Source organism: Acidaminococcus sp. AM33-14BH (assembly GCF_003603525.1).
Classification (GTDB): Bacteria; Bacillota; Negativicutes; order Acidaminococcales; family Acidaminococcaceae; genus Acidaminococcus; species Acidaminococcus intestini.
The window spans coordinates 62301-85931 of record NZ_QTNG01000001.1 but is presented as its reverse complement, the minus strand read 5'-3'; the positions used below and the strand labels follow the sequence as shown (position 1 = coordinate 85931).

The 23631-nt window shown below is 51.6% G+C and carries 23 protein-coding genes, 1 tRNA gene and 1 riboswitch; of the genes, 6 read left to right on the top strand and 18 right to left on the bottom strand.

Features of this window, described 5'->3' with window-relative positions; translation table 11 throughout:
* Positions 1 to 2: 2 nt before the first annotated feature.
* The 12 genes from DW817_RS00460 to DW817_RS00405 all read right to left on the bottom strand — a co-directional run bounded on the left by DW817_RS00460 (position 3) and on the right by DW817_RS00405 (position 9240).
* A complete protein-coding gene (locus tag DW817_RS00460) occupies positions 3 to 1298 on the bottom strand; it encodes a Na+/H+ antiporter NhaC family protein (RefSeq protein ID WP_243634023.1) in 1296 nt (431 codons plus the stop codon).
* Between the two features lie 25 nt (positions 1299 to 1323).
* The gene (locus tag DW817_RS00455; RefSeq protein WP_120110334.1) at positions 1324 to 1821 is read right to left on the bottom strand and encodes an NUDIX domain-containing protein; all 498 of its coding nucleotides are present in this window, start codon (positions 1819 to 1821) and stop codon (positions 1324 to 1326) included.
* A 1-nt stretch (position 1822) separates the two neighbouring features.
* A complete protein-coding gene (locus DW817_RS00450) occupies positions 1823 to 2632 on the bottom strand; it encodes an ADP-ribosylglycohydrolase family protein (protein WP_120110329.1) in 810 nt (269 codons plus the stop codon).
* 26 nt (positions 2633 to 2658) lie between these two features.
* On the bottom strand, positions 2659 to 3414 hold the full coding sequence (locus tag DW817_RS00445; RefSeq protein WP_009014852.1) for an exodeoxyribonuclease III: 756 nt from the start codon (positions 3412 to 3414) through the stop codon (positions 2659 to 2661).
* A gap of 17 nt (positions 3415 to 3431) precedes the next feature.
* On the bottom strand, positions 3432 to 4082 hold the full coding sequence (locus DW817_RS00440; RefSeq protein WP_021737044.1) for a hypothetical protein: 651 nt from the start codon (positions 4080 to 4082) through the stop codon (positions 3432 to 3434).
* Positions 4079 to 4822: a DNA repair protein RecO gene (gene recO / locus DW817_RS00435; protein ID WP_021737041.1), complete on the bottom strand. Its 744-nt coding sequence runs from the start codon at positions 4820 to 4822 to the stop codon at positions 4079 to 4081. Before recO ends, DW817_RS00440 begins: the two co-directional genes overlap by 4 nt.
* A complete protein-coding gene (locus DW817_RS00430) occupies positions 4812 to 5696 on the bottom strand; it encodes a hemolysin family protein (RefSeq protein ID WP_009014855.1) in 885 nt (294 codons plus the stop codon). The genes recO and DW817_RS00430 overlap by 11 nt, the downstream gene beginning before the upstream one ends.
* Before the next feature lie 184 nt (positions 5697 to 5880).
* The gene (gene era, locus DW817_RS00425; RefSeq protein ID WP_120110325.1) at positions 5881 to 6801 is read right to left on the bottom strand and encodes a GTPase Era; all 921 of its coding nucleotides are present in this window, start codon (positions 6799 to 6801) and stop codon (positions 5881 to 5883) included.
* A 5-nt stretch (positions 6802 to 6806) separates the two neighbouring features.
* On the bottom strand, positions 6807 to 7193 hold the full coding sequence (locus DW817_RS00420) for a cytidine deaminase (RefSeq protein WP_120110321.1): 387 nt from the start codon (positions 7191 to 7193) through the stop codon (positions 6807 to 6809).
* A 2-nt stretch (positions 7194 to 7195) separates the two neighbouring features.
* The gene (gene ybeY, locus DW817_RS00415; protein ID WP_009014858.1) at positions 7196 to 7678 is read right to left on the bottom strand and encodes an rRNA maturation RNase YbeY; all 483 of its coding nucleotides are present in this window, start codon (positions 7676 to 7678) and stop codon (positions 7196 to 7198) included.
* Positions 7656 to 8657: a PhoH family protein gene (locus DW817_RS00410; protein WP_120110318.1), complete on the bottom strand. Its 1002-nt coding sequence runs from the start codon at positions 8655 to 8657 to the stop codon at positions 7656 to 7658. The genes ybeY and DW817_RS00410 overlap by 23 nt, the downstream gene beginning before the upstream one ends.
* Positions 8658 to 8670: 13 nt before the next feature.
* Positions 8671 to 9240, bottom strand: a complete 570-nt coding sequence (locus tag DW817_RS00405; protein ID WP_009014860.1) for a peptidylprolyl isomerase — start codon at positions 9238 to 9240, stop codon at positions 8671 to 8673.
* Between the two features lie 185 nt (positions 9241 to 9425).
* Here DW817_RS00405 and DW817_RS00400 point away from each other — a divergent pair.
* Together DW817_RS00400 and DW817_RS00390 are read left to right on the top strand one after the other, a co-directional pair.
* Positions 9426 to 9502, top strand: a tRNA-Val gene (locus DW817_RS00400).
* A gap of 109 nt (positions 9503 to 9611) precedes the next feature.
* Positions 9612 to 9693, top strand: a riboswitch (ZMP/ZTP riboswitch).
* Positions 9694 to 9805: 112 nt separating this feature from the next.
* Positions 9806 to 11026: an OFA family MFS transporter gene (locus DW817_RS00390; RefSeq protein ID WP_021737039.1), complete on the top strand. Its 1221-nt coding sequence runs from the start codon at positions 9806 to 9808 to the stop codon at positions 11024 to 11026.
* Between the two features lie 56 nt (positions 11027 to 11082).
* Here DW817_RS00390 and DW817_RS00385 read toward each other — a convergent pair whose 3' ends face one another.
* On the bottom strand, positions 11083 to 11469 hold the full coding sequence (locus DW817_RS00385; RefSeq protein WP_009014865.1) for a C-GCAxxG-C-C family protein: 387 nt from the start codon (positions 11467 to 11469) through the stop codon (positions 11083 to 11085).
* 114 nt (positions 11470 to 11583) lie between these two features.
* Here DW817_RS00385 and larA point away from each other — a divergent pair, with 114 nt between their 5' ends.
* Positions 11584 to 12885: a nickel-dependent lactate racemase gene (gene larA / locus DW817_RS00380; protein WP_120110311.1), complete on the top strand. Its 1302-nt coding sequence runs from the start codon at positions 11584 to 11586 to the stop codon at positions 12883 to 12885.
* 37 nt (positions 12886 to 12922) lie between these two features.
* On the opposite strand, the gene DW817_RS00375 is transcribed toward larA, so the two are convergent.
* On the bottom strand, positions 12923 to 13111 hold the full coding sequence (locus DW817_RS00375) for a hypothetical protein (RefSeq protein ID WP_009014867.1): 189 nt from the start codon (positions 13109 to 13111) through the stop codon (positions 12923 to 12925).
* Positions 13112 to 13269: 158 nt separating this feature from the next.
* Here DW817_RS00375 and DW817_RS00370 point away from each other — a divergent pair, with 158 nt between their 5' ends.
* On the top strand, positions 13270 to 14130 hold the full coding sequence (locus DW817_RS00370) for a fumarylacetoacetate hydrolase family protein (RefSeq protein ID WP_016459713.1): 861 nt from the start codon (positions 13270 to 13272) through the stop codon (positions 14128 to 14130).
* Positions 14131 to 14210: 80 nt separating this feature from the next.
* Here the strand turns inward: DW817_RS00370 and DW817_RS00365 are convergent, their stop codons facing one another.
* On the bottom strand, positions 14211 to 15170 hold the full coding sequence (locus DW817_RS00365) for a lactate dehydrogenase (RefSeq protein WP_014128184.1): 960 nt from the start codon (positions 15168 to 15170) through the stop codon (positions 14211 to 14213).
* Positions 15171 to 15758: 588 nt separating this feature from the next.
* Between DW817_RS00365 and DW817_RS00360 the strand changes: the two genes are divergently transcribed.
* Positions 15759 to 17423, top strand: a complete 1665-nt coding sequence (locus DW817_RS00360) for a carbon starvation protein A (protein WP_120110307.1) — start codon at positions 15759 to 15761, stop codon at positions 17421 to 17423.
* Positions 17424 to 17502: 79 nt separating this feature from the next.
* Here the strand turns inward: DW817_RS00360 and DW817_RS00355 are convergent, their stop codons facing one another.
* Positions 17503 to 18117: a PolC-type DNA polymerase III gene (locus DW817_RS00355; protein WP_243634021.1), complete on the bottom strand. Its 615-nt coding sequence runs from the start codon at positions 18115 to 18117 to the stop codon at positions 17503 to 17505.
* Positions 18118 to 18274: 157 nt separating this feature from the next.
* On the opposite strand from DW817_RS00355, the gene DW817_RS00350 reads away from it, so the two are divergent.
* Positions 18275 to 19201, top strand: coding sequence for an AEC family transporter (locus DW817_RS00350; protein WP_243634038.1), 927 nt, complete (start codon positions 18275 to 18277; stop codon positions 19199 to 19201).
* A gap of 60 nt (positions 19202 to 19261) precedes the next feature.
* On the opposite strand, the gene ligA is transcribed toward DW817_RS00350, so the two are convergent.
* Positions 19262 to 21295 carry an NAD-dependent DNA ligase LigA gene (gene ligA, locus DW817_RS00345; protein WP_120110296.1) on the bottom strand — a complete coding sequence of 678 codons (2034 nt, stop codon included), beginning with the start codon at positions 21293 to 21295 and terminating at the stop codon, positions 19262 to 19264.
* Between the two features lie 12 nt (positions 21296 to 21307).
* Positions 21308 to 23560 carry a DNA helicase PcrA gene (gene pcrA / locus DW817_RS00340; protein WP_120110292.1) on the bottom strand — a complete coding sequence of 751 codons (2253 nt, stop codon included), beginning with the start codon at positions 23558 to 23560 and terminating at the stop codon, positions 21308 to 21310.
* Positions 23561 to 23631 lie beyond the last annotated feature (71 nt).

Sequence of the window (23631 nt, the reverse complement as noted above, 5' to 3'; positions counted from 1 at the left end):
TCTTATGCGTCCTGCCGCTCCGCAAGGGCTGCTTTTCCAAGGCGCCACAAAGGCAGGGCATACAGATAAAAAGCAAAGAGCATACTTGAAATGGGCGCGCCAATAAACGTCAAAGGTACAGCGCCGGCAATGCACCAAGGCACAAGGGCGCTCATGACAACAGCCGTATCTTCAATGGCAAGGGCAAGCTCCTTGCCGTCGGGCATGATCTTGCGGGAAAGGTCACGCGTCATGATGATGGCAAGGGTCTGGTTCGACCCAATGAGGGAACTGATCGTCGCCGCGCCAAAGACGCCGGCAAACGGAAAGAAGCGCTTTGTCAGAGCAAGGAGGACCGATTCAATATTGCGAAGCAGGCCCGTCTTATTAAAAATACCGGAATAGCAGGACCCAATCATGACGATGCCCGTCGTACCAGCCATGGAAAGAAGGCCCCCGCCACGGAGCATGGCATTGAGCTGAGGGTCCGGGGAGGTAAAGCCAAAGAACATGACATGAAGGATAGCGGGAAGGGAAAGGCCCTGATAGAGATACGCGCAGAGGAAACTTAGGACAACACTCACAAAAAGGGTCTTTTTCACAGCCACGCGGAAAAAAGCCAAAACAAGGATGCTGGCCGCCGGGATGAGCATGGCATAGGATACGTCAAAATGGGATGCAAAAAGGTGCTTCACGGCGCTTACCGTCTCCGCCGTGCCTTCTCCTCCACCCATGAGGCCATAGAACACAAGGGAAAGGAGAAAGGGGACCAAGGCTCTTTTCATCATGCGCTGGATATTGTCATAAAGGTTCGTTCCCGTCAGGTCTGCCGTAAGGAGCGCGCTTGTCGACACGGGAGAGCAGCGGTCCCCAAAGTAGATTCCCGACAGGACGGCCCCGCCAACGAGCGCCTTGGAGGCCCCCAGGGTTGATGCAATGGTCATGGAAATGAGCCCCATCGTTGCCGCTGTCCCAAAGCTCGTTCCCATCAAAAAAGACAGGAGGCAGTTAAGGACAAAGGTAAGGAGTACAATCAGTGCGGGATCGATGACGCCGGACGCATAGTAGACAATGGTCGGGATGGTTCCGCCAGCCCGCCAAAGCCCCGTCAAAAAGCCAATGATGACAAACGTCATGAGGATATTGCGGATGGTCTTCACACCGGCGGCCCACATGCCCACGATTTCCTTTAGGGAAAAACCCTGGTAGCGGGCATAGCCGCTAAAGATCAGGAGCCCTGCAAAAAGAGCGGCTAAAATGGGAACCCCTGTAAAGACACTGCCTAAAAGAAGCAGGGAAAAAAAACAATAAAATGACATTTTCAAGCATGGCTGGGGACGCCTCCTAAAATAAATCCGCAAAATGGGCATAATGGAGGATTTCCCCTCTTTCGCCAAGGGCCCTGACCGCTTGAGGGTCAAGAAGGGCAAACCCCTTGACCTCCTCTTTTTGGACCGTGACCGCCGATTCCGTAAAGGGAAGGCGCACTTCATAAATGTCGACAAAGTAGTTGTTCTGTTCTTTTGGGGAATCATTGCGATATGTATGGATAAGACGGACCGCCGCTTTATCCGGCACAAGGCCCGTTTCTTCCCGCGTTTCCCGAAGGACCGCTTCAAGAGACGTTTCGCCTGCCTTGACACCGCCGCCGGGGATCTCCCATTTTCCAGGTGCCCACTGCTTATCGAGCTGACGCTGGGTAAGCAGGATGCGTCCCGTTTCATTGATAATAAGGGCAAGGACCGTCAAATGATAATCGCCCGGTTTCATATGCCAATCATTGCGCGCCATGGTGCGGCCTGTGCGTTCTTTTTTCTCGTCATAGATATCCCAATATTCCATGCTAGTCCTTCTCCTTTTCGCAAAGTGCGTCGAAACGCTGCAGCACGGTTTTCATTTCCTCCGTAAAATATCCTTCCGCTATTTTATAGATAGAGGCAGGAATGCCAAAATAAGGTTCTGCAAGGCTTCCGCTGATGGCGGCAAGGGTATCTGTATCACCGCCGAGACTGACAGCGCGCCTTAGCGCATCCTCAAAACTGTCCGATGCCAAAAAGGCCGTCAGGGCCTGGGGTACGGATCCGTCGCAAGTTGCCGCCCCTTCGTAATGGCTTCTAAGCTCGTCAAAAGGTTCCGAAAGGTCATAAAAGCGCCCCAGATAAGTACGGATCACGTCCTTCCTGGCTCCCGAGCGAGCAAGGAAGATGGCTCCCGCAACAGCTTGGGCCGCCTTTTCCGCACTTTTTTCATTATGGCTCACACGGCAGGAAATAAGAGCCAGTTCCTCGGCTTCCGCCAAGGTGTAGGCAAACCAGCCAGCCGGAGAAACGCGCATGGCCGCTCCATTCCCGCAGCTGCCATAAGGCCCCATGGTCTCATCCATGAGCCACGCCTTGAATTTCTGTCCATAGCCGGCATCCGGATAGGTGCGCCCCAACCTACGCATCCGTTCGCAAAGAAGGGGGCCCAATACGCTTTCTGTTTCAGGAAGGTCGGTTTCCCGCATCGTCAGGAAGGCTTCTGCCACGGCGGCCGTCATCAGGGAGTCATCCGTCACGCGGCACCCTTCGGCAAACAAGTCGAATTCCTTTTCCCGAAATCCGGTCCACTCAAAACGGGACCCTACAATATCACCAATAAAGGCACCCTTCACAGCCTATCCCTCCCTTTTGGCAGCAGTTATACCCCATACTCCAAGACAACAGGACAGTGATCACTGCCCATGATTTCGTTCATGATGGTTACATCCCGGATCTTGTCACGACCGGCTTCTGAAACAAGGAAATAATCAATGCGCCACCCCGCATTCCGTTCGCGGGCCTTGAACATATACGACCACCAGGTATAGGCCCCTTCCCGATCAGGATAGAGCATACGGAAGGAGTCAACAAAGCCCCGGGCAAGGAACGCATCGAGCTTTTGCCTCTCCTCGTCAGAAAAACCGGCATTGTGATGGTTGGAATCGGGGTTCTTGAGATCAATGGGTTCGTGGGCCACATTCATGTCCCCGCAGACAATGGTGGTTTTCTTCTTGGAAAGGTCCTCACAGTACGCCTGGAACGCGTCTTCCCAAGCCATGCGATAGCTTAGGCGGGCCAGCTCGCGCTGCGAATTGGGCGTATAGACATTGACAAGGTAAAAATCATCATATTCCGCCGTAATGACGCGGCCTTCCTGGTCATGTTCCTCGATGCCCAGACCATAGGTCACGGAAAGGGGCTTGATCCGGGAAAAGATGGCCGTTCCGGAGTAGCCTTTTTTAACGGCACTGTTCCAATATTCATAATAGCCGGGAAAGTCAAAGCTGGCCTGTTCCCGCTGCATCTTCGTTTCCTGGATAGAGATGATATCGGCGTCCAGTTTTTCCATGGACTCCTTAAAGCCCTTATTCATGCAGGCCCGAAGGCCGTTGACATTCCAGGTGACAAGTTTCATGAGATTCCTCCATTCACTCATAAGGAAGGAAAGATCCAGTAAAGGGCCCCTAGGGCAAAAAGCCAAAGGAGAAGATAAATGGGATCTCCCGCCATCCAGATAAAGGATACATAGAAAAGGCCAAGGATAAGGCCTATAGAAGCAAAATAAAAGAGAAACAGCAGGCGGCGTTTCCTATGAACGGCTTCTTTCATTTCCCAAAGGGCCCGAAACAAGCCATAGCCGCCCATAAGAAGGGCCGCCTCAAAAGCACCGCTATCCGCGTCAAGCTGGTTAAGGAAAAGGGCCGTTCCCAAAAAAAGGGGAAAAAGGACAGAAGGCCCCCGCTGGATCAAGTCCCTTCTTTCAAAAAAAAGAAGATGGACGCCCCACAGGATATAAAAAAGAACCCAAAAAACGGCATGAGGAAGGGCCAAAGGATAGCTGTGAGGGGAGACAAAAAGTGCCGTAAGGAGCATGACAAGGACCCTTTCAAGGATTGCGGGAGCGCCTTGCCTTTTTTCCAGGGCTAACTGGTAAGCGTCGAGGGCACCAAGAAGGAGACTGCCCCAAAGCACCCAAGGTTCTTCGAGAAAAAAGAGCAGCAGGGCAGCGGCCGCCAGAAAGGCCGCGCCCTTTTTGCGGCTGTGCGCCCAGCCCCTATGAAGTCCACAGATCCACCGGTTCATAGGGCCCCCTTGCCAAGCTGCGTCAGAAATTGGAGGCTCTTTAGCGGCCGGTCCGTTTGGAATGTCAGGAACCGATAGAGGATCTTTTCCACTTCCATCAATTCCTTTCCCCGCACCGTAAACGGTTCGGGGACCTTAAAATCAAGGGTCAGGAGATGCTGCACAAGCGCCTTGGCCTTTACCGTAAGGGGCAGATCATGGTCCAAGGCACAGTCCCTGCACAGGAAGCCGCCCTGGACAGGACTGAAATAACCGTCTTCTTCCATGGGTTTTCCGCAGGTTGTACAATAGTCAAGAACCGGATCGAAGCCGCAAAGGGCCAGAAGTTTAAAGAGTGTGCTGTCCGTCACGAGCCGTTTATTATGGTTTGGAAAGAGGGTAAAAGCCTGACAAATAAGGAAAAAGGCCTCTTCCAGCGGTTCTTCCTCTTCAAACAGCTGCATCACGGCCTCGGCTATGATGGCACCGTAAGCCATGCCTTCAATATCCATGACATGGGGCAGGTTCAAAAATTCACACCCACGCAGGGTTGCCACCTTACGGCCCGGCATGAGGGTCACGCGCAGCTGGGCAAAAGGCTGGACAATCCGACCGCTCGTACTCTTGGGATAGGCTGCCCCGTAGGCGATGAAAGGTACTTTCCCATGGTGACGACAAAAGCAGACTGCGTACTTATCCGCAGTCTGCCAATTCCTTACTTCCAATATGACCGCTTCATCCTGAAAGGCTTCACTCGTCATGGACTGTCTCTTCCTTTTTGTCTTTCTTCAGAGGGATGACACGGACCCGAAGGACACGGAATCCGGATGAATCGAGCACTTCAAAACGATTGCCCCGCTCATCGACGGAATCTCCCACAACGGGCTGACGGCCGATGAGGCCAAAGACGTAACCGCCAATGGTATCTTCCTCAGGATCATCAAACTGGATGCCCATCGTCTCCGAGACTTCGTCCAAAAGGACCAAGCCGTCAAACACATAGGACCCATCGGGCATCTTGTTGATTTCCGGCATTTCCGTATCGTGCTCATCTTGGATGTCACCAACGATTTCCTCCAAGAGGTCTTCCATGGTGACAAGGCCCGCTGTTCCGCCATATTCATCGGCAACGGCCACCATCTGGACATGTTTGTGCTGCATGAGCTGAAGGATCTTCACAATGGACATACTTTCAGGCACCACGTCAATTTCCCGCATAATGGACTTAAGATCTGCGTGGGGATCATGTTGGTCAAGGTTCATCAGTTCCCGGATATGGATCATCCCCAGGATATGATCGCGGTCTTCTTCACAAAGCGGATAACGGGTGTGACCGGAATCATGGACAACCTTCAGGTTTTCTTCCAAGGAATCTTCCACAAACAGGCAGATCATATCCTGCCGGGGAACCATGACCTCCCGGGCAACTCGGTCGGCAAAATCAAAGACATTATCAATCAGGCGGCTTTCTACGGGATCGATTTCCCCGCCTTTTTCGCTGTCACTGACCATCCGCCGAATATCATCTTCTGAGCGGCTCATATCAGGATCATAGGGCTGAATGCCCATGAAGCGATAAAGGCTGCGGCCCACATGCCAAAAAAGATAAGCAAAAGGATATACAATCGGTTTCAATATGCGTCCAAGCGCAGGACCCGCGTCGATAAGTCATCTCTCCTTTTTTCCAAGGACTGTGGTCCTTCGGCAAAGCGCCATCCTCGAACCACAGCACCACTTCAACGAATCACAGTGTGCCATTTTTGGGCACTTTTGGGCTGTCAATGTTAATTTTCATTATACAATAGGTGCCGCGGCATGGTCAATATGCCCTATGATCGGAACTCAGCCCAAGCTGTCGGAGTTCGGTTTCCTTTTCCCGCCATTTGGGACGCACCTTGACCCAGATTTCAAGATAAACCTGACTGCCGACAAGATCTTCGATATCCTTGCGGGCTTCCGCGCTGATCTGTTTCAGCATCTGTCCCTTGCGACCAATGAGAATTCCTTTTTGGGAATCCCGTTCCACATAGATATCGGCCCGCACATAAACCATCCCATTATCACGGGTCTTCATTTCGTTTACCTTGACGGCAACGGCATGGGGCACTTCATCATGGGTGAGGCGCAGGATCTTTTCCCTGATGATTTCGCTTACCATGACCCGTTCCGTCTGATCCGTGTAAAGGTCTTCCGGATAAAAGCTAGGGCCTTCCGGCATGAGGCCTGTCAGTTCCTCGATAAGGGGCGTGAAATCCTTATCTTCCAAGGCAGATAGGGTCATGATGCCGTGGAAGGGATAGGCCTTTTGAAAAGCGTCAATACGCGGCAGAAGGTTTTCTTTCTGGTTGATGAGATCCACCTTGTTAAGGACAAGGATGACCGGGACCTGAACCTTTTTGAGCCGTTCCAGGATATAGGCCTCCCCTTTTCCCCGTTTTTCTGTGGCGTCAACGACATAGAGCACGGCGTCAACGTCCTTTAAGGAATCTTCGGCGGCTTTGACCATATGCTCCCCCAATTTATCCTTAGGTTTGTGGAGGCCTGGCGTATCAAGGAAAATAAGCTGGGCCTTTTCCGTCGATAAAATGCAAAGAATGCGATTGCGCGTCGTTTGAGGACGGTCTGATACGATGGCCGCCTTTTCCCCGATCAGTTTGTCAATGAGGGTCGACTTGCCTGCATTGGGGCGTCCAATAACGGCGATATAACCGGCCCGATGTTCTTGCTGCTGTACTTGCATGATGCTTATTCCTTTTCTTTTAGAGTAAAGCCGTAAGGCAGGAGTTCTTCAAGGCTCACACACTGGCTGAGCCCCTTGAGGTTTGTCAGTTCAATATGGGAAATCCCAAATTCAGCCATGACCTGGCGGCAGGCTCCGCAGGGAGACACAGGTCCTTCCGTATCAGCCGTCACAAGCAGGGTTTCAAAATCGCGTACGCCTTCTTTGACGGCTGCAAAGATAGCATTTCGTTCGGCGCAGACCGTCAGTCCGTAAGATGCATTTTCGATATTGCAGCCCGTAAAAATGCGGCCGTCCTTCGCCCTGACTGCCGCTCCCACGGCAAAGTGGGAATACGGGACATAGGCGTTTTTCCGTGCCGCTTTGGCCGCTTCAAAAAGGATCAGGTCCATCGTCAGCCTCCAAAATTTTCCTCGGCAAGGTCAAGCCTGCGCAGGACTTCTTCCTCCCGTTTGCGCATAATAAGCTTGTCCTTTTCTTCCATGTGATCGTATCCCAGGAGGTGGAGCATCCCATGAACGGCTAAATAGGTCATCTCCCGTTCGAGTCCGTGACCGTATTCCTCACCTTGGCGGACTGCTGTCGGAGCGGAAATGATGACATCACCCAATAGATGTTCAATCTCGTCATCGTCCACTTCCGGTTCCTCTTCCCCTTCGTCAAGGGCAAAGGAAAGCACATCCGTCGGCCGGTCAATGCCGCGGTAAGTGCGGTTGAGTTCATGGATTGCAGCGTCATCGACAAGGGTAATATCCACTTCTGTCTGCGGGGACAGGGCCTCCAGTTCCGCAACGACATTCATGGCTTTGGTCAGGTCCGCTTCCAGCGCTTCAGGAATGGAGACCTTTTCCTGGTTATTTTCGAGTGTGACGATCATAGCCGTCCCTTCCTTTCTTTTTAGCATTATCGTATTTTTTGTACGCCCGGATGATGGCCGCCACGATTTCATGCCGGATGACATCGCCGTCCGTAAAGTGGATAATGCCAATGCCAGGGATTCCCTGGAGAACATAGGCGGCATTGGTGAGCCCGGACTCCTTGCCCGGCGGCAAGTCCACCTGGGAATCATCCCCTGTCACAACAAGCTTGGAGCCAAAGCCAAAACGGGTAAGGGCCATGCGCATCTGCTCAGCCGTCGTATTTTGGGCCTCATCGATGATGATGAAGGCATCGCTCAACGTCCGTCCGCGCATATAGGCAAGGGGCGCCACTTCAATGGTTCCCCGGGTCAAATACTTCTGGAAGGATTCCATGCCGAGCATCTCGTAAAGGGCGTCATAAAGGGGCCGCAGGTATGGATCCACCTTTTCCTGCAGGTCCCCGGGCAAAAAGCCCAGTTTTTCCCCTGCTTCCACAGCCGGCCGCGTGAGGATGATTCGCTCCACTTCGTGGTTCTTAAGGGCCTTGACCGCCATAGCCACGGCAAGGTAGGTCTTGCCCGTTCCCGCCGGTCCTAACGCAATGGTCATTTGATTTTCCCCAATGGTCTTGAGGTACTGCCATTGGCCCAGGGTCTTGGCCTTGACCTGTTTTCCCCGGTAGGTCGTAATGACCGTATCCGTATAAAGCTGATGCAGGGCCTCTTCCTTGCCGTCACGAACCAGCTTCAGCGTGTATGTCACATCATGGGTCGTAATGGGCAGCCCTTGGCGATAGAGATAGAGCAGTTCCGAAAAGGCTCGTTCCATCCGCCTGAGCGCCGCTTCCGTCCCGGTAAGGAGCAGTTCATTGCCCCGGGGGATAATCCGGCACTCCGGATCATCCATCAGTTTCAGGTATTCATCATTTTTCCCCAGGACAGCCACCATTTCCCGATTGTCCTTAAAAATCAGCTTCTTTTCCAGCGTTTCTGGCAACCCGATTTCCTCCTTAGCCTTTTACAATCTTGATTTTCTTGATAACAACGGGCGTCACTGGCCGGTCATTGGCGTCCGTTTTAACCTTACCAATCTTTTGGACTACATCAAGTCCTTTGACGACGCGGCCAAAGACAGCATGATGATCATCCAGCCAGGGCGTCTTCTCCAGGGTAATGAAGAACTGGCTTCCACCTGTATCAGGGCCAGCATTTGCCATGGACAGGATGCCCGGTCCATCGTGACGCAGATTCTTTGAAAATTCATCTTTGATGGTATAGCCCGGTCCGCCCGTTCCATCGCCTTTGGGATCGCCGCCTTGGATCATGAAGCCGTCAATGACGCGGTGGAAAGTGAGTCCATCATAGAAACCAGATTCCGCAAGCTTTACAAAATTGGCACAGGTCTTGGGTGCCCCTTCTACGGCAAGGCGGACCTCAAAATTGCCGAGACTGGTCTCAAATTGGGCTGTGACAGGGCCCTTTAGGGCCGGTGCGTCCGTTCCAGCCGCTTTGCCGCTTTTGCCGCAGGCAGCCGTGAAAAGTGCCGTAATGACGGCAATCAGTAAGAACAGCTTTTTCATGGTCAATCTCCTTTACCAAAAAAAGGACCCGTGGGTCCCACTATGAAAGTCTTCGTCTTCCTTATTATATCTGTTTAAGGCAAAAAAATAAACATCACCGCCCCTTATGTCCAAATCCTTTTCCCCTGGGGGGAAAAAAAAGAGTTGACAAGACTCTTTCCTTTGGGTATACTAATATTCGTCTCGGAACTATAGCTCAGATGGTTAGAGTACCACGTTGACATCGTGGGGGTCACTGGTTCGAATCCAGTTAGTTCCACCACTTTAGAGATGAAGCCGCTCCTTGGGGGGCGGTTTTTTTTATCTTTTTTCTGAATTTCTTCTTGCTCCGTTCTGTCATACCTGCTATAATATTCGCATCACAATCAAATAAAGCAGTGCAGGACTGACGGATAAGTGGAATTGACCACGTGCTCTGCATTGTGTAACTTGCCGACCGTCTGGGCAGAGAAAAGCAGCCCGGACGGTCCTTTTTCATCCCGGCCTTTTCCTCTGCAGCCTTATGCTGCAGATTGGTCCGGGCCTTTTCTCTTTCTAGGGGAAGTTTTCCCAGAAAGGAAGCAACATGAGAAACCGCTCACTGATTGCACTGTCCGCCGTAGGCATTCACCTCTCCATTGGGAGCGTCTATGCTTTCAGCGTCCTTGTCCGCCCCATCATGGAAACCTTGGGGGCTTCTATGGGTGATGTCACTTGGACCTTTTCCCTTGCCATCTTGTTTCTTGGCATGTCAGCCGCACTCTTGGGGCGCTTTGTAGAAAAAATAGGCCCCCAAAAAAGTGGCCTCATGGCCGCCTTTTTCTTCGGAACGGGCCTTTTGGGTACGGCGTATGCCCTTTCCATCAGAAGCCTTTCCCTCCTCTATCTCTTTTATGGGTGCATTGGCGGCATTGGTCTTGGCACAGGCTACATCACACCCGTATCAACCTTGGTGAAATATTTTCCCCACCACCGCGGTTTTGCAACAGGTCTTGCCATCATGGGCTTTGGTTTTGCCGCTCTCATTGCAGCTCCCCTCATGCAGCAACTCACCCGCACGGTGGGCCTTACCCGCACCTTCTGCCTCATGGCAGGTGCCTACTCGGTCATCATGGTCCTTTGTGCCCTCTACCTCAAACCGCCCGTCCTGAAAAAGGAACATGACGCTGATTCCCAGTCCCTTACGGGAAAGACTGCATCAGAAGCCATGCATACCTGGCAGTTCCAAAGCCTCTGGTGGGTCTTTTTCATCAATATTACCTGCGGCATCGGCCTGCTTGCCGTCTTAAGTCCCATGGCCCAGGACGTGATTGGCATGTCAGCTCAGGAAGCAGCCGCTTTTGTGGGCATTATTGGCATCATGAACGGCGGCGGACGCATCCTTTGGTCCACCATTTCTGACCGGCTGAGCCGTCCTGTAACATACATTCTCTTTTTTGCCCTTGAGATCCTGGCTTTTTTCGCCCTCAGTGCCACCACCTCTTCCTTTGTCTTTAAAGGTCTTGTGCTCTTTATCATCAGTGCCTATGGCGGCGGCTTTTCCTGCATGCCGGCCTATTTGAGCGACCTTTTCGGCACCAAACAGCTAAGTGCCATTCACGGCCGCATCCTTTCTGCCTGGGCAATGGCAGGCATTGCCGGTCCAACTCTCATCTCCTTTTTCTATAAGCAGACAGGCACCTATGCATCGGTGCTCATTTTCTTTGCCGTTCTCTTCATCCCGAATCTCATCATAGCCATCCAGCTCAAGGGTAAAGGGTTTGAACAGAAAGAAGTCCCCGCCCTCGACTCCCTGGAAACAAAATGAAGGCATGAAAAAAGCAGCCCTGAAAAGGCTGCTTTTTTTATGGGCTGGATGGGGCTTTAGGCGGAAAGGATGGCGTCCAGCCGCTCTGCCATGTGGATGACCAGCCCATCACAATTGACCTTCTTTGTCACGCCTTCCTGAGCGGCTTTCATAAGCAGTTCCGTGCAGGCCGTGGTCCCGTGGTCACGGGAAAAATCCTGGAGCAGGGCCATGGCCTTTTCCTGGGGAATCCCTGCAAGGGACAAGATCATAAGGCCGGCGCTCACCACACCGCACGTACCGCCGTGCATCATACCGCCGCCATAGTTTGCGCCCATGGCAAAGGCCCGCTCGTCACTGACGCCGAGGACATCGGAAAAAGCGACAAAAAGGGATTGGGCACAATTATAATGAATGGGTTCATCGCTTTCGCGAAGCATTTTGGCTTTTACAACGTGATTCATGGATCACTCCTCCTTTGTACAGGCCCCATTATACCCTATTTGGGTATCAATTGAATAGAGGGCTGGGGCAAAAGGTGATATAATAAGGACCATCTAAAGAAAGGAAGACATCCTATGGCTGAAAAAACCATTCATATTCCCTACGGAAAAGGCGAGGCCACGCTGACGCTTCCTCAAGAGCGGATTGGTTCCATCCTTGTGCCGCGGCACCATGCCGCCCTTTCCATAGACGATGCCGTGACGGCCTGTCTGCGTCACCCCACTGCTTCTCCCCCCCTGCGTGAGATGGTAAAAAAAGGAGCCTCCGTAGTCATTGTAACGGCGGATATTACCCGTGCCTGGAACCATTCACGGGATTTCATGCGGCCCCTGATCAACGAACTCAATGAGGCAGGCATCCCCGATGAGGATATTTCCATCGTTTTTGCCCAAGGTACGCACCGAGCCCAGACCCCTGATGAGGACATAGCTGTCGTCGGAGAAGAAGTCGCCCGCCGGATCCGCCTTTACCAGCACGACTGTCACGACCGGGAAAACCTTGTCCTTGTGGGGATCACGTCGCATGGAACCCCAGTTGAACTCAATCGCCGTGTTGTCGAAGCGGATTTCGTCATCGTGGCCGGAGGGATCATGCCTCACCTGTTTGCAGGCTTTGGCGGCGGACGAAAAATGATCCTTCCCGGCGTTGTCAGTTGGGAAACAATCCAGAAAAACCACGCCCTCGCCCTTTCAGATACCCCGGGGGAAGGCATCAATCCCCTTACGGAGGGCCGGTCCTTGACGCACAATCCCGTCCATCAGGATATGCTGGAAGGCATGGAATTCTGCCGGCCTGATTTCCTGCTGCACTCCCTCATCAATGAACGGGGCGAGGTCTGCGGATTTGTCAGCGGCGATCCTTACGAGGCCTGGCTTGAAGGGACGCAGGAGGTGCTCAGCAATGACGCGGTTTCCTTTACCCAAAAAGCAGACCTGACCATTGCTGGTGCCGGCGGGTATCCCAAGGACCTTTCCCTCTACCAAGGCTGCAAATGCTATGAGCCAGCCCGGGACGTAACCAAAAAGGGTGGAATCATCATTGCCCTAATCGAATCACCGGACATCAAGGAACCACAAATCTTCTGGGACAGTTTCCGCTACAACAGCCGCCTTTCTATGGAAAAGGCCCTGCGGCAGCATTTTACCATTCCCTTTTTTGTCGCTTATTTTCTCTACACCCTGGCAGAGGACTATACCCTTTACCTTGTGACCAAGAAAGAAAACTTTGAAGCTGTCCGCCGCATCCACCAGATTCCCACAAGGACGCTGGAAGAAGCCTATGAAAAAGCCAAAGCCCAGCTCCTTTCAGAAGGAAAGACAGACTTTACGGTCAATATCATTCCCAACTGCGGCACGGTCATTCCCCTTGAACGCTGACAAAAAATCCCTTCCGGATGACCTGGAGGGATTTTCTTCATTCATAATGGTTCAGGATATTGCGGACCCGTTCCTTCTTGCTCTTGGGGACCTTGTTTTCATAGTTGCGGAAATTGTTTTCCCGGTGGTCCGTTGAATAATCCGCATAATCAATTTCAAAATGGGATTCATAGCTCCGATTATAGTCACCGTGCCCATCATCACATTGATAGATCAGTTGCTCCATAGGACCCTCTTCTTTCCATAAATCAATTTCTCTGCTATTCTATCACAGCCAGCCGCCTTGAGAAAGAGAAATTTCTAAGTAAAAATCGTCTGAATTCTCTAGAAATCAAGATAAAAAAAGGTACAATAAAGGAAGTACCCTACAGAGGAGTGATTCCCGTGAAAATTGTAACCATGTTAAATGACGGGCAGGAGCAAGTCGGCATCCTGTCTGAAGACGGTAAATCTGTCATTCCCGCCAACAAGTATGCCGATATGCCCGACCTCATGGCTCACAGCGATTTCGAGGAACTGCTTGCCATCAGCCGCATGGGAGTTGCCGCCGTCCCCATAGAAAGGGTCAAGATCCTGGCACCCATTACGGAACCGGCCAATGACATCATCTGCCTGGGAATCAACTATGCCTCCCACGATGAGGAATTGCCGCAGGAATACACGGAAGAAAAGATCCAGAAGCGGGACGTGCCCGTCTACTTTTCCAAACGGGTCACGCGCTGCGTCGATCCTGATGGAGCCATCGACGGTCATTTCGATATCGTCAGCAAACTTGATTACGAATGTGAACTTGCCGTCATCATCGGAAAGGACTGCAAAGATGTAAGCGAGAAAGAAGCCCCGGACTATATCTTTGGCTATACCATCCTGAATGATGTCACGGCCCGGGATGTCCAAACGGCCCACAAGCAGTGGTACTTTGGAAAAAGCTTGGACCACTTTGCGCCCATGGGACCTGTCATCGTTACGGCAGAAGAGTTTGCCTTCCCGCCGCAGCTCACCATTACATGCCGCGTAAATGGTGAGCTGCGGCAACAGGACAATACAAGGAACCTCGTTCACAGCATTGCCTACATCATCAGTGAACTCTCCCACGGAATGACCCTGCGCTGCGGCACCATTATTTCCACGGGTACACCAGCCGGCACAGGCGTCGGCATGAACCCGCCCCAGTATCTAAAGCGCGGCGACGTCGTCGAATGTGAGATCGAAGGCATCGGCGTCTTAAGAAATACCGTCAAATAGCGGTCCAGCAAGAACAACCGTCACGCTAAAGACATGAAAAAGCTGTCACCTTTTTTTGGTGACAGCTTTTTTCGTTCCCCTCATTCGGCTTTTTTCCAAATGGATTCGGCTTTTTTGATGTTTTCCCGAATAGCCGTGCAGCACGTCTTGAATTCCTTTTTCTCCGTGTCCGTGAGAGAAAGTTCAACAACCTTTTCCACGCCATTTTCACCAACCACGGCAGGTACACCTGCAAAGATACCGTCTTCGCCATATTCACCGCGAAGGGGCGCGCTCGTTGCCATGATATGCTTTTCATCGCGCAGGACGTATCCGGCAAGGGTCGTTGCCGTATACGCAATGCCGTATTCCGTGCAGCCCTTGCCCACGTAGGTCACCCAGCCGCCTTTGATGGTCTTTTCCTTGATGGCATCATGATCAAAAACGAAACGGGAATCATCCTTCAGTTCTTCAAGGCGTTTGCCGCCGAACTGGATGACGGACCAAGGCACCATCTGCGCGTTGCCGTGTTCGCCCATCATGTAGGCCGTAATGGATTTATGGTCAAGGCCGGTCTGCTGGGAAATGGCACTTACCAGTCGCGACGTGTCAAGACCCGTCCCCGTCCCAAAAACATGGCCCGCAGGCAGACCGCTCAATTTGGAAATGAGATCGGACACCACATCACAGGGATTGGTGATGTTGATGAAGATTCCCTTGAAGCCCCCCTTCATGATCTTGGGAATGAAGTCAGCAACTTGAGCCACCGTAAAGTTCATTTCCGTATCCCGGTTATGGGTAACCAACAGATCAATTTTCCCAATGGCATTGATGATGATATCGCAGTCGCCCAGTTCTTCATAGGAAGCCATGGCATACTTGACATGATGGGGCATGAACATGGCCGCATCCATGAGATCCTGATGCTCACTGACAAGCTTCTTTTCATTGATATCACAAAGTTTGACAAGGTCAGCCGTTCCCGTGACTCCTAACGTATAGGCAACATGGGCACCAACATGGCCCAGACCAACAACACCTACGATTCGTTTCTTCGGCATGCTACCACTCTCCTTCTTCTTACAAGTATATTCTATTGTATCCTCTCTGTGCAAAAAAGCAACCTTTGTTCTCATTTTATTTTGTATAATGAATCATTTTCGCTAAATTTTCCACATAAGTCTCTTCATTCTGAACCATATACAATCCTTTTTATTCCTTAAGTACGTAATAAACAGTACATTTTGTATTTATACACCTAAAAAATTTATGAACAATTACCAGTTATTTTCACACCTTATTGATAAAAAGATAACATTTCTATATTTTTATTGTTGATTTAAAAAATAAGCGTTTCATCTCATAGGATTTTTTATTTTTTCGTCTGCAAAAGTAAAATTTCTTTCAATTCCTATTTCCCTCAATGTACGTTTTCACGAATACGTCCATTCTAAAAAGACTTTATCGCCATATTTTGTGTTCTTTTTTGTAACTTCATAACAGAATAGCTGTATTTTACCACTTATTTTTAAAATTTATGTTGACAATTTTGTATACAAGTGATAAATTATGGCTCTGTAAACACTCATCACCCCCTCAATCCCAGCATTCATGCGGGACTTGAAATTTTTGGAAAGGAAGTGGCTATGATGAATGGATTAACCTTGGTTTGTATTGCAATCGTCATCTTTGCGTTTGCCTACCTGTTCTACGGCCGTTGGCTCGTCAAGACCTGGGGCATCGAGCCCGATGCCAAGACGCCCGCCTATCGCTTTGAAGATGGCCGCGACTTTGCGCCGGCTTCCCGGTTTACGGTCTTTGCCCATCAGTTTTCTTCAATTACGGGCGCAGGCCCTGTCACGGGCCCGATTATTGCCGCTATGTTTGGTTGGGTTCCTGCATTCTTATGGATTATTGTAGGCGGCATTTTCTTCGGCGCTGTCCAGGACTTTACGGCCCTTTATGCTTCAGTCCGCAACGACGGCAAGAGCATGGGCAAGATCATTGAACAGTACGTTGGCAAGACGGGCTGCAAGATGTTCCTCCTGTTCAGCTGGCTCTTCTCCCTCCTTGTCATCGCTGCCTTTTCCGACATCATGGCAAGCACGTTCAATGGCTTTTCCAAGACGGGCGAACTCTTGGGACCAAATGCAGCTGCTGGCTCCATTTCCACCCTCTACGTTTTTGTCGCCATGGTGTTTGGCTGGGCCGTTCGCCGCTTTCATATCGGCGGCGTCAAAGAAGTGATTCTGGCCCTCATCTGCATGGTTGCCATGATTGCTGTAGGGATTGCCAATCCGTTTTTTGCCTCCCGCACCAGCTGGCTCTATGCAACCTATGCCTATTGCTTCATTGCTTCTGTCCTTCCCATGTGGCTCCTTATCCAGCCTCGTGATTATCTGAGTGTCTTCCTGCTCCTTGGCATGATCCTGGCAGGCGTTGTCGGTATTCTTGTCGGTAACCCCACCATCAATATGCCGGCTTTTAAAGGCTTTACGGTAGCAAATAGGCCCCTTTTCCCCATCCTTTTTGTAACCATCGCCTGCGGTGCCGTTTCCGGCTTCCACAGCCTGGTTTCTTCCGGTACTTCTTCCAAGACCATTTCCAATGAAAAGGATATGCTTCCTGTTGGCTATGGCGCTATGCTCATTGAATCCGTCCTGGGGGTTGTTTCCCTCGTCATTGCCTGCTCCGTTGCAGTCAACGGGGCCCTGCCGAAAGCAACGCCCTTTGCCATCTTCGGGTCTGCCATCGGCCGTTATTTCTCTATCTTCGGGATTCCGCCCTATGTCAGCAACTGCATCGTGACCATGTGCATCTCCGCCCTTGCCATGACGACCATCGACGCTGTCACCCGCATCGGCCGCATGATGCTCCAGGAACTGCTGAGCGAATATGACAGCAGTGCTGCGAAATTCCTTTCCAATACCTATGTGGCAACGATTGTTACCTTGATCCCGAGCTACCTGCTCTGCCTCGGCGGATACCTCAACATTTGGCCGCTCTTTGGGGCTGCCAATCAGCTGCTTTCCGCACTGGTCCTCATTGCCCTTGCTGTCTTCCTGCGTACGACAGGCCGCAAGAGCTGGATGCTCTACATCCCCATGACCTTCATGTTCGTTGTCACCATGAGTGCCCTCTGCCTGTCCCTTTACGGGATCTATGGCAAACTCATGGCCGGCACCTTCGTCCTTATGGTCGATGGCCTACAGCTTGTCGTTGCCCTTGCCCTCATGTTCCTTGCCCTGATGGTTGTCAAACACTGCGGAAAAGAGCTTGTGGGTGATACGGCAAAAAGTCAAACGGCACAATAAAAAAAGAAGGAGGCTGCGCCTTCCTTTACAGCAAAAGACCTAGATCCCGCGGACCTAGGTCTTTTTCTTCCTTGTGAAATTAACCTTGCTGCGTCTTGAGGCGCCAGAGTGCATCCAACACTTTTTCCGTAAGTTCACAGTCATCTACGGCTCGGTGATGGTTGCCCGCGATGCCAAAATGCTTGCAAAGGGCTTCCAGACTGTAGTGGGACAGGCCCGGCACAACGGTTTTGGCAAGCTTCTTCGTATCAAGATAGGGGTTATTCAAATGTTCCCCTGTTTCCCGGTAAATCCGGTCATAAAGGAAGTTGATGTCAAAATTGACATTGTGCCCTACCAAGGTATAGCCACCTAAAAAATCCCGCAGCCGCGGCAGGATCTCCCTAAAGGTCGGTGCCCCAACAAGGTCGCTGTCCGTAATGCCCGTCAGGTTCGTAATAAAAGGTGACAGGCTCTGGTACGGTTCCGGGGTCAGGAAGGTCTGGAAACGACCTGAAACAGTCCCATTGCGTACGTGGATAGCCCCAATTTCTATGATGGCACTGCGTGCCACGTCAAGGCCCGTCGTTTCAATATCAATGACCACGTAGGACAAGGGACGCACCAAGGTAAGCTTTCCCTTGCGGCGTTTTTCTTCCAGTTCTGCATCCCGCGGTGCCGGATTATCAAATAAGGAAAGGGAATAAGGTTCCATAGGAATCCTCCTTTCAAGTATCATTGGCAACATCCAAATCTTGGATGTTCTATTATATAGCATTTTGATAGGAAAGTAACGAGTTTTTGCAAAATTTCACAAAAGCACCTATAATGGTAAAAATTCATTCTTACGGAGGTGACCCTACTTGGCAATCGTGCCTCTTTTGTTTTCCCAGCTATCCTCCCTGCTCCTTATTGCCATCATCGGCTACGCGGCCGTCAAGAAAGGCATCATGAAAGCGTCCGAGTGCAAGCCCATTTCAACGCTCCTCATTTATGTTATCATCCCCTCGTCCATCATCAAGGCCCTGCAGCTTCCCTTATCGGAAGAAAAAGTCCATGGTTTTGGCATTGCCGTCATTTTTGCCATTGCAGTCCATCTTTTCTGGCTGGTTCTCACCACCTTCTTAGGCAAGGCAACGAGTCTTGATGGTACGGCGCGGGCCTCCTTGATGTACACCAATTCAGGAAACCTCATCTTTCCCCTGGTGGCCTCCGTTTTTGGTGAAGAATACGTCTTTTATGCCTGCATGTACAATGCCGTCCAACAATTTTTTATCTGGACCCACGGCATGGTCCTCATGAGCGGGGAACGCCGTGTCACCCTTCGGCAAGTGCTTCTTAACATCAACATCCTTTCCGTGGCCATTGGCATGACCCTCTTTTTCTTTCAAATCATACTGCCGCTGATCATCCAAAACACCATGGGCATGCTGGCCAGCATGATTGGCCCCTTGAGCATGCTCGTAACGGGCATGGTCATGGCTGAAAAGGACCTGTCCGGCCTTTTTCATTCAGCCAAGGTATGGCTCATCTGTATAGGCCGGCTTTTTCTTTTTCCTTTTTTTGTCACCCTCCTTGTCCTGGCAACAGGCTTCTTGAAGGCCCATCCAGAAGAACTCTTTTTGTTCCAGATTGGAATGCTGGCTGTCTGCGCCCCTCCGGCAACGCTGCTGACCCAATTTGCCGTCATGTTTAGGAAGGACGCCTTCCTTGCTGGCAGTGTCAACCTCATCAGTATGGTCCTGTGCGTCATCACCATGCCGCTCATGATTGCCCTCTTCACTTATTTAGCCGGCTGAATCCAATAAGAAAAGCTGCGGAGAAAGAGCTCTTCTTTCTCCGCAGCTTTTTTATCGGGCTTATTGCATGTCCTTATTTTCCAGGAGCCGCCGGAAGGCAGCTTCATCAAGGATGGTGACACCCAAGGACTGGGCTTTGGTATATTTGCTGCCTGGATCGGCCCCTGCGACAACATAGTCCGTCTTCTTGCTGACAGAACTTGTCACCTTGGCGCCCACTTCCTGAGCCATGGTCTGGGCCGTTGCCCGGTCGAGGGTGGGCAGGGTTCCAGTAAAGACCATGGTCTTCCCGTAGAAGGGATGATTCTCATTGGAAGCAGCCGTCCCCAGCATCTTCATATTAAGGCCCAATTCCTTCAGCCGTTCTATGTAATCCTGGTTTCCTGGATCGCCAAAATAGGTCACGACACTTTCGGCAATGACCGGTCCAATATCAGGAATCTGTGCCAATTCTTCCTGTGTTGCCTCCATCAGGGCATCCATGGTCTGGTATTTCATGGCAAGGGTCCGGGCCACCTTGGCCCCAACGTGGCGGATCCCGAGGGCAAAAAGGAGCTTATCCAGACTGTTTTCCTTACTGGCAGCAATGGCCCGGACAAGGTTATTGGCGGACTTTGCGCCCATGCGGTCAAGTTCCATGAGGTCATCTGCCGTAACAAGATAAAGGTCGCTCGGGTCCTTCACCAGATTCCTTTCCTGGAGCTGGAGCAGGACAGCAGGGCCGCAGCCATCGATGTTCATGGCGTCACGGCTGGTAAAATGGATGAGGCCTTCCCTGCCCAAGGCGGGACAGTGGGGATTGGTGCAGCGCACAGCGGCTTCTCCATTTTTTCGGACAACCGGCCAGCCACACTCCGGACATTCCGCAGGCATATGGAAAACCTTTTCCTCACCGGTCCGTTTTTCCACGGCGACACGCAGGACTTCTGGAATGATTTCCGCGGCTTTATTGATAATGACCCGATCACCGATGCGAATATCCTTTTCCGCAATGAAATCTTCATTATGAAGCGTGGCGCGGCTGATGGTGCTCCCCGAAAGCTTCACGGGATCAAGGACAGCCGTCGGTGTAAGGACGCCCGTTCGGCCCACTTGGATAACAATATCCCGCAGCGTCGTTTCCGCCTGTTCGGGCGGGAATTTATAGGCCATGGCCCAGCGGGGATCCTTTCCCGTGGCCCCGAGGATGTTCTGCTGCCATACGGCGTTGACCTTGACGACGACACCATCCGTGTCATAGCCAAGGCTCTTGCGGCGCTCACCGTGACGAGCAATGAGTGCGTTAGCCTCTTCAATGGTCGCAACCTTGGTCCGTCCTTCTGTCGTTGTAAACCCATAGGCCTCGAGGCGATCCATGGAATCATTATGCGTATCAAGGGCGCCCGTGCCAATGCCATAGGCAAAAAATGCCAGTGAACGCCTAGCCGTGACACGGGGATCGAGCTGACGCAAGGAACCGGCAGCGGCATTCCGGGGATTGGCAAATTCCGTCTCCCCTCTTTCCACCCGTTCCTCATTCAGCTTCAAAAAGGCATGACGGGGCATATAGACTTCTCCCCGCACATCAAGGAGTTCCGGTATGGGAACGCCAGGAAGCGAGGATAGGACCTTAGGGATATTTTTGATGGTCCGCACATTTTCCGTCACATTTTCGCCGACCATGCCGTCGCCTCGCGTCGCCGCTCGGACAAAGCGACCATTTTCATAGATGATGCTGCAGGCAAGACCGTCGATTTTCGGTTCCACCACATATTCTACCTTGGCGTCCTTAGGAAGGCCTTCATGGACCCGGCGGTCAAATTCCTCCATTTCCTCCGGTGAAAAGGCATTGGCTAAACTTAACAGCGGCGTAATGTGATGCACTTCCGTAAACCCAGGTTTCGCGTAGCCGCCGACATGCTGGGTCGGGGAATCCGGCGTCACAAGTTCAGGATATTCCGCCTCAATAGCCCGCAGTTGGCGCATAAGGCTGTCATATTCCGCATCAGTGATGGTGGGCATATCTTCCACATAATAAAGGTAGGAGTTGCGTTCCAATTCCTTGCGAAGGGCTTGGGCCTTTAGCAAAGCCTCTTGTTTTGTCATGATCGTCATGAGATTCGCCTCTTATACTTTCTGGATGACTTTGTATTTCGTTGAAAGGGCCTTGATGCCCGTACCGGGGAAGGCCACTTTGACAATCTGCCCATCAGCGTCGGGCTGGGCCGAGATAACCGTCCCCACGCCCCATGCCTTATGACGGACTTTATCGCCAGCCTTGAAGACTTCCAGCTTTCCATCCGGCACATATTCGGAGCGCCTGTCGCGCCGGTCAAGGATGCTTGCGCCGCGTCTTCTGGCAATGCTGCGAAGCCCTGACCCTTCTTCCTGCGGCCGATTTTCCCATGCCGCGCGCTGCGCCCCGCTCCCATCCTGCTGGCCGACAAGGGCCGTTTCAATAAGATGGCGGGGGATTTCTTCAAGGAAGCGGCTCGGCGGGAACATGACCGTCCGGCCGTACATCATGCGGCTCCGGCAGCTTGTAAGGAATAGTTTTTTCTTGGCCCGCGTAATCCCAACATAGCAAAGACGCCGTTCTTCCTCAAGCTTATCCGTGTCGTCAAGGGAGCGCTGACTCGGAAAAAGACCCTCTTCCATGCCGGCCATGAAGACAACAGGGAATTCAAGTCCCTTGGCCGAGTGGAGCGTCATCAGCGTCACGGCATCGCGGCTGAGTTTGGCATCATCGATATCGGAAACAAGGGCCACATGGTTCAGGAAATCCTCCAAGGTCTTTTCCTCCTCGTTTTCATCTTCCTGGAACTCCATGGCAATGCGCTTTAATTCGTCAAGGTTATCCATGCGGCCCCGAGCCTGTTCCGAGCCTTCCAGGAGCAAGGCATCCCAGTACCCGGTCTTTTCGAGGATATCCGTCATGAGCTGCTCCACAGGGACCGTATCAGTTTCCTTGCGAAGGCTTTCTAGAAGGGTACTGAAAGCAGTCACCTTAAGGAGACTCCGACCAAGGAGTTCACCAGCAGAAGGTGCCTTGAGGGCTTCATGCAGCGACAGTCCCGTTTCATTAAGGAGCATCTTGAGTTTTTCCACTGTCGCACTGCCAATGCCCCGTTTCGGTTCGTTGATGACCCGTTCCAAGGCCTGCTCATCACGGCCATTTACAAGGAGACGCAAATAAGCAAGCAGGTCCTTGACTTCCTTGCGGTCATAGAATTTCAAGGAGCCAACCATGATATAAGGAAGGCCATTTTTGATGAGGGTTTCTTCAAACATGCGGGACTGGGCATTGGTCCGGTAAAGGACCGCCATATCGCCCAGATGGAAATGAGCTTCGTCGCGCAGACGCCGCATATTATGGACCGTAAATTCCGCTTCATTGCGGTCGTTGAAAGCCTGAAAATAGGTGATCGGTTTCCCGTTCCCATTTTCCGTCCAAAGGTTCTTGGGCCGGCGGGCACTGTTATGTTCAATGACCGCATTGGCCGCGTCAAGGATAACCTGGGTAGAACGGTAATTCTGCTCGAGTTTATAGATCTTGGCATCGGGATAATCTTTTTCAAAATCAAGGATATTGCTGATATCCGCGCCGCGCCACCCATAGATGCTCTGGTCAATATCGCCGACGGCACAAAGGTTGTTTTCCGGGGCACTGATGAGTTTGGCCAGAAGATACTGCACATGGTTCGTATCCTGGTATTCATCGATCATGACATACTGGAACTTATGCTGGTATTTTTCCCGCACGTCCCTGTCATGCTGCAGCAGGTCCACGGAAAGGAGCAGGAGGTCGTCAAAATCAACGGCGTTGTTCTGACGCATGCGCTTTTCGTATTCAAGATAGATCTCGGCCACTTTCTTGGCATGGAAGTCATCGGCCTTCCTGGCAAAAGCGGCACCGGAAAGCTGTGCATTCTTGGCATTTGAAATGACCGACATCACCGCGCTCAAGGGGTAGAACTTTTCATCCATCTTGAGATCCTTCAAGATGCCCTTCAGGACATTCTTGCAGTCCGTCGTATCATAAATGGAAAAGCCTGTCCCATAGCCGTAGTGGGACAGATGCTTGATTTCCCGGCGCAGGAGCTGGTTGCAGAAACCGTGGAACGTATAGAGCCAGACATCTTTGGCAAGGGGACCAACAAGCTTATCCACGCGTTCGCGCATTTCCTTGGCCGCTTTGTTCGTAAATGTAATGGCAAGGATGCTGTAAGGAGGGACCCCTTTTTCCAAAAGATAGGCAATCCGTGTCGTCAGGGCCTTTGTCTTGCCGCTTCCGGCACCCGCCAAAATTAAAATAGGCCCAGCCACATGTTTGACGGCTTCAGCCTGCTGAGTATTGAGCGATGATAATAAATCTTCCATTTTTTCCTCACAATTCGTCTAGAATTTGCTTTATTATTCTAACATGTCCGCTCTATTTTTGCTATAATAGA